This is a genomic window from Pseudomonas sp. 2VD, assembly GCF_005503585.1.
GTDB classification, from domain to species: Bacteria; Pseudomonadota; Gammaproteobacteria; order Pseudomonadales; family Pseudomonadaceae; genus Pseudomonas; species Pseudomonas aeruginosa.
Genome location: NZ_SCND01000199.1, coordinates 1 through 10,959, shown reverse-complemented (window position 1 = coordinate 10,959; position 10,959 = coordinate 1). Strand labels below are relative to the sequence as shown.

9 protein-coding genes and 2 tRNA genes are annotated in these 10,959 nt (G+C 64.8%); 2 read left to right on the top strand and 9 right to left on the bottom strand.

Annotated features, from left to right (window positions below; genetic code table 11):
* Nucleotides 1-2,561: ribonuclease R (gene rnr, locus FFS27_RS20295; protein WP_137952173.1), on the bottom strand; the 2,561-nt coding region annotated here is incomplete at its 3' end.
* A 204-nt stretch (nucleotides 2,562-2,765) separates the two neighbouring features.
* Here rnr and FFS27_RS20290 point away from each other — a divergent pair.
* Together FFS27_RS20290 and FFS27_RS20285 are read left to right on the top strand one after the other, a co-directional pair.
* A tRNA-Leu gene (locus FFS27_RS20290) sits at nucleotides 2,766-2,852 on the top strand.
* 129 nt (nucleotides 2,853-2,981) lie between these two features.
* Nucleotides 2,982-3,068: transfer RNA gene (locus FFS27_RS20285), tRNA-Leu, on the top strand.
* Nucleotides 3,069-3,224: 156 nt separating this feature from the next.
* On the opposite strand, the gene FFS27_RS20280 is transcribed toward FFS27_RS20285, so the two are convergent.
* The 8 genes from FFS27_RS20280 to miaA form a co-directional block, all read right to left on the bottom strand.
* Nucleotides 3,225-4,517, bottom strand: coding sequence for an adenylosuccinate synthase (locus FFS27_RS20280; protein WP_003095642.1), 1,293 nt, complete (start codon nucleotides 4,515-4,517; stop codon nucleotides 3,225-3,227).
* Between the two features lie 51 nt (nucleotides 4,518-4,568).
* The gene (locus FFS27_RS20275) at nucleotides 4,569-5,753 is read right to left on the bottom strand and encodes an ATP phosphoribosyltransferase regulatory subunit (RefSeq protein ID WP_003095644.1); all 1,185 of its coding nucleotides are present in this window, start codon (nucleotides 5,751-5,753) and stop codon (nucleotides 4,569-4,571) included.
* 34 nt (nucleotides 5,754-5,787) lie between these two features.
* Nucleotides 5,788-5,973 carry a DUF2065 domain-containing protein gene (locus FFS27_RS20270; RefSeq protein ID WP_003095647.1) on the bottom strand — a complete coding sequence of 62 codons (186 nt, stop codon included), beginning with the start codon at nucleotides 5,971-5,973 and terminating at the stop codon, nucleotides 5,788-5,790.
* Between the two features lie 95 nt (nucleotides 5,974-6,068).
* A complete protein-coding gene (gene hflC / locus FFS27_RS20265) occupies nucleotides 6,069-6,938 on the bottom strand; it encodes a protease modulator HflC (RefSeq protein WP_003106429.1) in 870 nt (289 codons plus the stop codon).
* The gene (gene hflK, locus FFS27_RS20260) at nucleotides 6,938-8,140 is read right to left on the bottom strand and encodes an FtsH protease activity modulator HflK (protein WP_003106427.1); all 1,203 of its coding nucleotides are present in this window, start codon (nucleotides 8,138-8,140) and stop codon (nucleotides 6,938-6,940) included. Before hflK ends, hflC begins: the two co-directional genes overlap by 1 nt.
* A gap of 94 nt (nucleotides 8,141-8,234) precedes the next feature.
* Nucleotides 8,235-9,536 carry a ribosome rescue GTPase HflX gene (gene hflX / locus FFS27_RS20255; protein WP_003095652.1) on the bottom strand — a complete coding sequence of 434 codons (1,302 nt, stop codon included), beginning with the start codon at nucleotides 9,534-9,536 and terminating at the stop codon, nucleotides 8,235-8,237.
* A 12-nt stretch (nucleotides 9,537-9,548) separates the two neighbouring features.
* Nucleotides 9,549-9,797, bottom strand: a complete 249-nt coding sequence (hfq, locus tag FFS27_RS20250; RefSeq protein WP_003095657.1) for an RNA chaperone Hfq — start codon at nucleotides 9,795-9,797, stop codon at nucleotides 9,549-9,551.
* Between the two features lie 105 nt (nucleotides 9,798-9,902).
* Entirely contained in the window at nucleotides 9,903-10,874 is a 972-nt protein-coding gene (gene miaA, locus FFS27_RS20245; RefSeq protein WP_003135563.1) for a tRNA (adenosine(37)-N6)-dimethylallyltransferase MiaA, read from the bottom strand.
* Nucleotides 10,875-10,959: the final 85 nt, after the last annotated feature.

Below are 10,959 nucleotides of genomic sequence, written 5' to 3'. Positions count from 1 at the left end.
GGAACGACCTTGCCCTTCTTCCCGCCCTTGTCCTTGCCGCCGCCGACGCGCGCCTCGGCGAGCAGCGCCTGCTTCACCTCGCGACTCTTGCGCACGTCGGTGTTGCCGAGCATCTCCGCGGCCTGCGCCAGCAGCTCCGGCGCGACCGGCGGCAGCGCCTGCACCTTGCCGGCCTTGCGCCGCGGCACCACCGCGGCGTCGGGACTGGCCAGCGCCGGCTCCAGGTCGACCTCGGGCACGGTTGCGCCCTTGCGCCCCTTCGGCGCCTTGCCGGCGTTCGCCGACTTGTCGCCGTTGCGCTTCTTGCGTCCGATCGGCGCGCTCAGCACGTTTCCGGCCAGCTCGAAATCGATCTTCCGCTCGTCCAGGTCGACCCGCGCCACTACCACTTCCGTGGTGTCGCCGAGACGGAAGCTGCGCCCGGTGCGCTCGCCGCTGAGGCGATGGTGCACGGCGTCGAAATGATAGTAATCGCCGGGCAGCGCGGTCACATGGACCAGGCCTTCGACGAAGATGTCGGTCAGCTCGACGAACAGACCGAAACCGGTGACCGCGGTGATTACGCCAGGGAAGGTCTCGCCGACCCGCTCGCGCATGTATTCGCACTTCAGCCAGTTGGTCACGTCGCGGGTGGCCTCGTCGGCACGCCGCTCGGTCATCGAGCACTGCTCGCCCAACTGGTCCAGGCGCAATTCGTCGTACGGATAGATGCGCGCCTTGGGCATGCTCGCCGCGCCGGCCCGCTGCACGTGCGGAGTCTCCGCCTTGGAGCGGATCACACTGCGGATCGCACGATGCACCAGCAGGTCCGGGTAGCGCCGGATCGGCGAGGTGAAGTGGGTGTAGGCGTCGTAGTTGAGGCCGAAGTGGCCATTGTTGTCCGGGCTGTACACCGCCTGGCTGAGCGAACGCAGCATGACCGTCTGGATCAGGCGGAAGTCGGCGCGGTCGTGGATCTTCTCCAGCAACTCCTGGTAGTCGCCCGGGGTCGGCGCGGCCTTGCCGCGGCCGAGGCTCAACCCCAGCTCGCCGAGGAACTGGCGCAGGTTGTTGAGCTTCTCCTGCGGCGGGCCGTCATGCACCCGGTACAACGCCGGGATGGCGTGCTTCTGCAGGAAGCGTGCGGTCGCCACGTTGGCGCAGAGCATGCACTCTTCGATCAGGCGGTGCGCATCGTTGCGCTGGGTCGGGCGGATTTCCGAGATCTTCCGGTCGGCGCCGAAGACGATGCGGGTTTCCTGGGTCTCGAAATCGATCGCGCCGCGGACATGGCGGCCGGCCAGCAGCGCTTTATACAGCGCATACAACTGCTGCAGGTGCGGCACCACGCCGGGCAACTGCTGGCGCAGGTTCTCGGCCTCGACGCTGTCGGGATGCTCGAGCAACTGGCTGACCTTGGTGTAGGTCAGGCGCGCATGGGAGTGGATCACCGCTTCGTAGAACTGATAGCCGGTCAGCTTGCCGGCCTTGGACAGGGTCATCTCGCAGACCATGGCCAGCCGGTCGACCAGCGGATTCAGCGAGCAGAGACCATTGGACAGCACCTCCGGCAGCATCGGGATCACCCGCTCGGGGAAATACACCGAGTTGCCGCGCCTGGCCGCCTCTTCGTCCAGCGCCGAACCGACCTTCACGTAGTGCGAGACATCGGCGATCGCCACGAACAGGCGCCAGCCGCCGCCGCGCTTGGCCTCGGCGTACACCGCGTCGTCGAAGTCGCGGGCATCCTCGCCGTCGATGGTGACGAAGGGCACCTGGCGCAGGTCGACACGCTTTTCCTTGTCCTTCTCCGCCACTTCCGGCTTGAGCTTGGCCGCTTCCTTCTCCACCGCGGCCGGCCAGACGTGGGGGATATCGTAGCTGCGCAGGGCGACTTCGATCTCCATCCCCGGCGCCATGTAGTCGCCGAGCACCTCGACGATCTCGCCCTGGGCCTGGCGGTGGATGCTCGGCCATTGCTCGATGCGCACCTGGACGAACTGGTTGTGCCTGGCCTTGCCGGCCTTGCCCGGCGGGATCAGGACTTCCTGCTGGATCTTCGGGTTGTCCGCGACCACCACGCCGATGCCGCTTTCCTCGAAGTAGCGGCCGACCACGATCTCGTGGGCCCGCTCGATCACCTCGACCAACTGGCCTTCGCGGCGTCCGCGCCGGTCATGGCCGGACACCCGGGCCAGGGCGCGGTCGCCGTCGAACACCAGGCGCATCTGGGTGGGGCTGAGGAACAGGTCGTCGCTGCCATCGTCGGGGATCAGGAAGCCGAAGCCATCGCGGTGCCCGCTGATGCGGCCGCGGATCAGGTCCAGCTTGTCCACCGGCGCGTAGGCGCCACGACGCGTATAGATAAGCTGCCCGTCGCGCTCCATGGCGCGCAGGCGACGACGCAAGGCCTCTTCCGGCTCCTCGCCGGCGAGCCCGAACTCGTCGAGCAACTGGGAGCGAGTCGCCGGAGCGCCTCGCTCGGATAGGTGAGCCAGGATCAGTTCCCGGCTGGGGATGGGGTTTTCGTACTTTTCCGCTTCGCGAGCGGCCTCGGGATCGAGGTTTTGCCAATCGGCCATTAGAGGTAGGTCACCTTTTCTTCTTTAGCGTTTGCTGCCATTGCTCTATTGAAGCGCGAAAACGCTTCGTCGGTCAGCTTCGGCAGCAGAATAATTTTTATCGCATCAGGGGTTTACAAGCAGAATACGTACTCGTATAGTTCGCGCCCACAACGTTGCTGAGACGTTGTAACACGGAAACGATGAGCGATCATCGACTCCAGTGCCCAGGTGGCGGAATTGGTAGACGCACTAGGTTCAGGTCCTAGCGGTGGCAACACCGTGGAAGTTCGAGTCTTCTCCTGGGCACCATATTTCAGACAAAGCCGGACATTAGACCGTTTTTGTTTCAGCAGTTCAGCCACTACCAGGCATTGAAACTGCGACAAGGTTTGCAACACCCAAGTCGATGAGCGATCATCGCACAATGCTGAAAAGCATGCCCAGGTGGCGGAATTGGTAGACGCACTAGGTTCAGGTCCTAGCGGTGGCAACACCGTGGAAGTTCGAGTCTTCTCCTGGGCACCATCTTCAAGACAAACAGCCGAGCATCGCTCGGCTTTTTGTTGTCCGCGATTTTTCCCTTCGAGCCACGCCACCTCCCCCCGCTCGCCGCGGCGCCGACCCCGGAAATGAAAACGGGCCGCATGCGCAGCCCGTTCCGTCATCGCCCCGCTATCCGCCTCAGGCGAATGGATGGCGCAGGATGATGGTTTCGTTGCGGTCCGGACCGGTGGAGATGATATCGATCGGCGCACCCACCAGTTCTTCCACGCGCTTGATGTAGGCGCGGGCGTTGGCCGGCAACTCTTCCAGGGTCTTCGCACCCACGGTCGACTCGCTCCAGCCGGGCATTTCCTCGTAGACCGGCTGCAGGCCGATGTAGCTGTCGGCATCGGTCGGCGCTTCCAGCACATCGCCATCGGCATTCTTGTAGCCGACGCACAGGCGCACCACGTCCAGACCATCGAGCACGTCGAGCTTGGTCAGGCACAGGCCGGAGATGCTGTTGATCTCGATGGCGCGGCGCAGGATCACGGCATCGAACCAGCCGCAGCGACGAGCGCGACCGGTGGTGGCACCGAACTCGTGGCCGCGCTTGGCAAGGTAGGCGCCGACGTCGTCGAACAGCTCGGTCGGGAACGGACCGGAGCCGACGCGAGTGGTATAGGCCTTGGTGATACCCAGTACGTAGTCCAGGTACAGCGGGCCGAAGCCGGAACCGGTGGCGGTACCGCCAGCGGTGGTGTTGGAACTGGTCACGTAGGGATAGGTGCCATGGTCGATGTCCAGCAGCGATCCCTGGGCGCCTTCGAACATGATGTCCTTGCCGTGCTTGCGCAGGTCGTGCAGGGTCGCAGCGACATCGGCCATCATCGGCTTGAGCAGCTCGGCATACTCCATCGCCTCGTCCAGGGTCTTCTGGAAGTCGATGGCCGGCTCCTTGTAGTAGTGCTGCAGGACGAAGTTATGGTAGTCCAGCAGCTCGCCCAGCTTGGCGGCGAAGCGCTCGCGGTGGAACAGGTCGCCGACGCGCAGGCCGCGACGCGCCACCTTGTCCTCGTATGCCGGGCCGATGCCACGACCGGTGGTGCCGATCTTGGCTTCGCCGCGGGCCTTCTCGCGCGCCTGGTCGAGGGCGACGTGATAGGACAGGATCAGCGGACAGGAAGGACTGATGCGCAGGCGCTCGCGCACCGGCACGCCCTTCTCTTCCAGCTTGGTGATTTCGCGCAGCAGCGCATCCGGCGCCAGCACCACGCCATTGCCGATCAGGCACTGCACGCCTTCGCGCAGGATGCCCGATGGAATCAGGTGCAGGACGGTTTTCTCGCCATCGATCACCAGGGTGTGGCCAGCGTTGTGACCACCCTGGTAGCGAACTACGGCAGCCGCCTGCTCGGTGAGCAGGTCGACGATCTTGCCCTTGCCCTCATCACCCCATTGGGTGCCCAGGACTACGACATTCTTACCCATAACACTTGTCCCCATCGTGGAAGTTCGATGCCGGCCGCGGCCGGCGGAATCTCAGGACGCCAGCGGCGCCACCTGCCAATTGCCATCGCGCAGCGCCAGCTGCCGGTCGCAGCCCGCCTCGCGCGCAGAAGCCGCATCCTGCCCGGGCAGAGCCTGGACGACACGCTGCCCGTCGCGGCGCAGTCGTTGCACCGCCTGCCAGAGCCCGGCCCCTTCGGCCGGCGCCCAGATACCCGATACAGCCTGGTCCAACCGGGCCTGGCCGAGAGTGACCAGGCTTTTCAGATCGGTGGAGAAACCGGTGGCCGGGCGGGCGCGCCCGAAATCGGCACCGATATCATCATAGCGACCGCCCTGGGCGATGGACTGGCCAACGCCGGGCACGAAGGCCGCAAACACCACGCCGGTGTGATAGTGATAGCCACGCAGCTCGCCGAGGTCGAAATACAGCGGCAAGCCGGGGAAACGTCCAGCCAGCGAATCGGCGATCTCGATCAGCTCGTTCAGCGCCACCTGGACATCGGCCGGCGCCGCCGCCAGACGGGCACGGCCCTGCTCCAGCGCATCGCGGCCGCCGCATAGCTCGGCCAGCGCACGCAACATGCCGCGCAGCTCGGCAGGCAGGTCTGCAGTCAGCGCCTCGACCTCGTCCACCGCCTTGCGCTGCAAGGCATCGAACAACTGCTGCTCGACTTCGCCGGACAGCCCTGCCGCGCGCGCCAGGCCGCGGTAGATACCGACATGGCCGAGGTCCATGTGCACGTCCGGCACTTCCGCCATCTCGAGCATTTCCAGCATCAGGCTGATCACCTCGACATCGCTGGCAGGGCTCGGATCGCCGTACAGCTCGGCGCCCAGCTGGATCGGACTACGCGAAGTGGACAGCGCGCGCGGCTGCGCATGCAGCACGCTGCCGGCATAGCACAGGCGGCTCGGTCCCTCGCGGCGCAGGCTGTGCGCATCCATCCGCGCCACTTGCGGCGTAATGTCGGCACGGAAACCCATGAGCCGGCCGGACGCCGGGTCGGTCACCTTGAAGGTGCGCAGGTCAAGATCCTGTCCCGCACCGGTGAGCAGCGACTCCAGGTATTCGATATGCGGGGTCACGACGAACTCGTAACCCCAGCGGTGGAACAGATCCAGCACCTGACGGCGGGCTGCTTCGATGCGCGCCGCCTCCGGGGGCAGCACCTCTTCGATCCCATCTGGCAGCAGCCAGCGGTCTACCGTTGCCATTTCGCCTCTCCCCTTTCAGCCGGGCGGCACATCATCAGTGAATCCAGTAAAGAAGCAGGGTGCCGAGCAGCATGCTGCCCAGCCCCACGAGACGCAGGTGACGGTCGCTCAGCCGGCCGATGCCGGTGACCGCCTCGCGCCATTGTCGCGGACACAGGAACGGCAGGATGCCTTCCAGCACCAGCACGAGACAAAAAGCGATGCCGAATTCCTGCCACATGATTCTCGCGGACGCAAAAAAGCCGGGATTTCCCGGCTGGCTCATCATAACACGATTTCTCCGGCGGGCGCTGCCGCCCGCCGGAGAACCGAGTATTACTTGTTGGCCTTGTTCAGATAGCGGAAGAACTCGCTGCTCGGATCGAGCACCAGTACGTCGCGCTTCTCGGCGAAGCTTTCGCGATACGCCTTCAGGCTACGGTAGAAGGAATAGAACTCCGGATCCTGGTTGTAGGCCTTGGCGTAGATCGCGGCAGCCTTGGAGTCGCCGTCACCGCGGGTCTCTTCCGACTCGCGGTAGGCTTCGGCAACGATTACCCGGCGCTGGCGATCGGCGTCGGCACGAATGCCTTCGGCCAGTTCGCGACCCTTGGCGCGGTGCTCGCGGGCCTCGCGCTCACGCTCGGTGCTCATCCGCTCGAAGACGCTGCGATTGACTTCCTTCGGCAGGTCGATGGCCTTGACCCGCACGTCGATCACCTCGATACCCAGCTCCTTCTGCGCCATGCGGTTCAGCGAAGCGGTGATGTCGCCCATCAGCGCGTCGCGCTCGCCCGATACCACTTCATGCAGGGTACGCTTGCCGAACTGGTCGCGCAGACCCGCTTCGAGACGCCGCGACAGGCGTTCGTCGGCGATCTGCTTGAGGCCCGAGGTAGCGGTATAGAAGCGCTCGGCATCCGCCACCCGCCACTTGGCATAGGCATCCACCATCACCGCTTTCTTTTCCAGGGTCAGGAAGCGCTGGGTCGGGGCATCCAGGGTCAGCAGGCGAGCGTCGAACTTGCGCACCTGGTTGACGTACGGGATCTTGAAGTGCAGGCCCGGCTTGACGTCGGACTCGACCACCCGGCCGAAGCGCAACATGACCGCGCGCTCGGTCTGCTGGACTACGTAGACGCTGTTCCACAGGACGATGGCGGCGACGACACCGACGATCAGAGCGATCAAAGACTTGTTGCCCATCAGCGGCTCTCCCTCGTACGCGCGTCTTGCTGGCGCAGATCGTTGACGATCCGCGACCCCAGGTCGGAAGCGCTGGCGCTGCCACCACCGGCGGAAGCACCGGCACCCGTAGCGGGCGCGGCGTTACGACCATCGATCATCTTGTCCAGCGGCAGGTAGAGCAGGTTGTTCTGCCCTTGCTGACCGGTCACCAGCACCTTGCTGGTCTGGCTGAAGACTTCCTGCATGGTGTCCAGGTACAGACGCTCGCGCGTCACTTCCGGAGCCTTGCGATATTCCACCAGCAGCTTGGAGAAGCGATCCGCCTCACCCTGGGCGCGCGAAATCACCTCGTCGCGGTAACCGTTGGCTTCTTCGATGATGCGCTGAGCCTGGCCACGCGCCTCCGGCACCACGCCGTTGGCATAGGCTTCGGCCTGGTTCTTCTCGCGCTGCTCGTCCTCGCGGGCCCGGATCACGTCATCGAACGCTTCCTGCACCTCACGCGGGGCCTGGGCGCTCTGGATGTTCACCTGGGTCACGGTGATACCGGTCCTGTAGGTATCCAGGAAGCGTTGCAGGCGCTCGCGCACCTCGGTCGCCATCTGCTCGCGGCCTTCGGTGAGGATCCGGTCCATGGTGGTGGAGCCGGCGACATGCCGCAGCGCGCTCTCGGTCGCCTGCTGCAGGCTGACCTCGGGCTGGTCGACGTTGAGCACGAAGTCCTGCAGGTTGCTGATCTTGTACTGCACGGTCAGCGGCACTTCGACGATGTTCTCGTCCTCGGTGAGCATCTGCCCCTGCTTGCTGTACGCACGCTCGCGGGTGACGTTCTCCTGGAAGCGCTTGTCGATCGGCGGGAAGTAGAAGTTCAGGCCGGGACCGACCGTCTCGTAATACTTGCCGAAGCGCAGGATGACCGCCTGCTCCTGCTCGTCCACCACATAGATGGCGTTGTACAGCCAGAGCACGGCGAGGATCGCCAGGCCGATGCCGAACAGGCCCAGGCCACCGCCCTTGCCGCCGGAACCGGAGCCGGAACCGTTGCCACTGCGTTTTTTTCCACCGAACAGCCCGTTCAGGCTGTCCTGAAGCTTGCGGAAAGCCTCATCCAGGTCGGGCGGCCCCTTGCGGTCACCACCGCCGCCACCACCACCGCGGCGGCCTCCCCACGGGTCTCGATCGTTGTTGTTCGAGTTGTCACCCGGCTCGTTCCAAGCCATAGCGCTCTCCATCTAGTAACGCGAAACGCGCCTGCGGCGCGGCCACCCATGCTACCGAATGCCCTGCCCGCTGCCAAAAGCAGCGATACGGGCTTTATTGCAAAGTGTGTTGCGCAACGAACTCCGCCGGCTGCCAGCCAGCGCGGCTCGCCAGGCGGTTCAACTCGGCCCGCGGCAGGCGCACCTGCAGCAGGGTACAACCTTCCTCATCGTGCGCCTCGGACTGCACCGCGCCCAGTTCGAACAACTGGGCGCGCAGGCGCCCGAGCCGCTGGGGCAGGCGCAAGGTCCCGACGAAGAGGTCCTCGCCGAGCAGCTCGGCGATGGCCTGGCGCAACAGGTCGAGGCCTTCGCCGGTCTGCGCCGACAGCCAGACGCGCACCGGCTTGCCGGAGTCGTCGCGCTGGATGTGCGGCTCGACCGAGGGTAGCAGGTCGACCTTGTTATAGACCTCGAGCATCGGCAATTCGTTGGCGCCGATCTCGCCGAGCACCGCCAGCACCTGCTCGACCTGCGCATCCCGTTCGGGCTCGTAGGCGTCGATCACGTGCAGCAGGAGGTCGGCGTTGCTCGACTCTTCCAGCGTAGCGCGGAAGGCCTCCACCAGCTTGTGCGGCAGGTGACGGATGAAGCCCACCGTGTCGGCCAGCACCACCGGCCCGAGATCGTCCAGTTGCAGGCGACGCAGGGTGGGGTCGAGGGTGGCGAACAACTGGTTGGCGGCATACACCTCGGAGGCGGTGAGCGCATTGAACAGGGTCGATTTGCCGGCGTTGGTATAGCCGACCAGGGAGACCGCCGGGATATCCGCGCGCTTGCGCCCGCGTCGAGCCTGCTCGCGCTGGCTGCGGACCTTCTCCAGGCGCTGCTTGATCTGGCGGATGCGCACGCGCAGCAGGCGTCGGTCGGTTTCCAGCTGGGTCTCGCCCGGACCGCGCAGGCCGATACCGCCTTTCTGCCGTTCGAGGTGGGTCCAGCCGCGTACCAGCCGCGTGCTCATGTGCTCCAGTTGCGCCAGTTCCACCTGCAACTTGCCTTCGTGGGTACGTGCGCGCTGGGCGAAGATGTCGAGGATCAGCCCGGTCCGGTCGAGTACGCGGCACTCGAACGCTCGCTCGAGGTTGCGCTCCTGGCTGGGCGTCAAGGTGTGGTTGAAAATCACCAGCTCGACGTTTTCGGCCTTGACCAGGTCGTGCAACTCCTCGACCTTGCCACTGCCGATAAGATATTTGGCGCTCGGCTGGTGGCGGGAGACGCTGACGAATGCCACCGTTTCCGCGCCGGCCGAACGCACCAGCTCCTGGAACTCCTGCGGGTCTTCACGCGCCTCGGGGTTCTGCCCTTCCAGATGCACCAGAACAGCCTGTTCCCCACCACCTGGGCGCTCAAAGAACAAAGCGGACTCCCGTCAAGCGTTGCCCGGCTCGGCCGGCTGGTCACCGCTCGGCAGACGCACCGGACGGCTCGGTACCACGGTAGAGATCGCGTGCTTGTAAACCATCTGGCTGACGGTGTTCTTCAGCAGGATGACAAACTGGTCGAAGGACTCGATCTGGCCTTGCAGCTTGATGCCGTTGACCAGATAGATGGAAACCGGGACGCGTTCTTTCCGCAGGGTATTGAGGTAAGGGTCTTGTAGCGAATGCCCTTTTGACATGTGCCGCACTCCTTTAAGGATCGTAGTTTGAAGTAGTCGAATAGGGTGACTTGGCGCCGTCCAAACTCCGGTCTCGCTCCGGAAACAGACGGACAAATTAAGGTCTCAGGCCAATATGGAGACCGTTTTCAGGTATTTCAAGGCACGCGGCAGATTGTCACCTGCTAGGCTGTCCATCCAGTGTAGATGGCTCCAGCTTCGCAGCCAGGTGAACTGGCGCTTGGCCAACTGGCGGGTAGCGATGATGCCGCGTTCGGTCATTTCAGCGTAGGACAGCTTGCCATCCAGGTAATCCCACACCTGACGGTAACCCACGGCTCTAATAGACGGTAATCCTGCATGCAAGTCACTTCTGGCATGCAGTGCTTCGACCTCGGCGATGAAACCCTGTTCCAGCATCTGGCGAAAACGCTGCGCAATCCGCGCGTGCAACACCTGGCGCTGCTCGGGAGCAATCGCCAGCTGAGCGACAGTATACGGCAATTGATTCCTGCCTGACGCGTCAAAATCCGCCTTTTCAGCGCTTTGCCGGCGACGCAGGTCGCTCATCGACACCCCGCCGAGGCGATACACCTCGAGCGCCCGCATCAGTCGCTGCGGGTCGTTGGGGTGGATGCGCGCAGCCGACTCCGGGTCGACCTCGGCGAGTTGCCGGTGCAGCGCCTCCCAACCTTCGGCCAGGGCCTCGGCCTCGATCGCCGCGCGCACCTCGGGATCGGCGCCGGGCATGTCGGCCAGGCCCTCGAGCAACGCCTTGTAATAGAGCATGGTGCCCCCCACCAGCAGGGGAATCCTGCCGCGCGCGGTGGCCTCGGCCATCGCCGCCAGGGCGTCGGCGCGGAATTCCGCGGCCGAATAGCTCTCCGCCGGGTCGCGGATATCGATCAGGCGGTGCGGATAGCGCGCCAGCAGCTCCCGGGAAGGCTTGGCCGTACCGATATCCATGCCGCGGTAGATCAGCGCCGAGTCGACGCTGATCAGCTCGCAGGGCAGCGCATCGGCCAGCGCCATCGCCAGGTCGGTCTTGCCGGCGGCGGTCGGCCCCATGAGAAAGATGGCGGGAGGCAGGGAAGACATCGGAAAGCTCTTGGACAAAGCGCATAGCTTCGGGCTTTGCGCCCGAAGCTGCAAGGCTCAGCGTCCGCGCAGGAAGAGCTTGTCC

Excerpts from the sequence above, each read along its gene's own strand:
- FFS27_RS20280 (WP_003095642.1), bottom strand. The coding sequence starts at position 4,517 with ATGGGTAAGAATGTCGTAGTCCTGGGCACCCAATGGGGTGATGAGGGC.
- FFS27_RS20275 (WP_003095644.1), bottom strand. The coding sequence starts at position 5,753 with ATGGCAACGGTAGACCGCTGGCTGCTGCCAGATGGGATCGAAGAGGTG.
- FFS27_RS20270 (WP_003095647.1), bottom strand. The coding sequence starts at position 5,973 with ATGTGGCAGGAATTCGGCATCGCTTTTTGTCTCGTGCTGGTGCTGGAA.
- hflC (WP_003106429.1), bottom strand. The coding sequence starts at position 6,938 with ATGGGCAACAAGTCTTTGATCGCTCTGATCGTCGGTGTCGTCGCCGCC.
- hflK (WP_003106427.1), bottom strand. The coding sequence starts at position 8,140 with ATGGCTTGGAACGAGCCGGGTGACAACTCGAACAACAACGATCGAGAC.
- hfq (WP_003095657.1), bottom strand. The coding sequence starts at position 9,797 with ATGTCAAAAGGGCATTCGCTACAAGACCCTTACCTCAATACCCTGCGG.
- miaA (WP_003135563.1), bottom strand. The coding sequence starts at position 10,874 with ATGTCTTCCCTGCCTCCCGCCATCTTTCTCATGGGGCCGACCGCCGCC.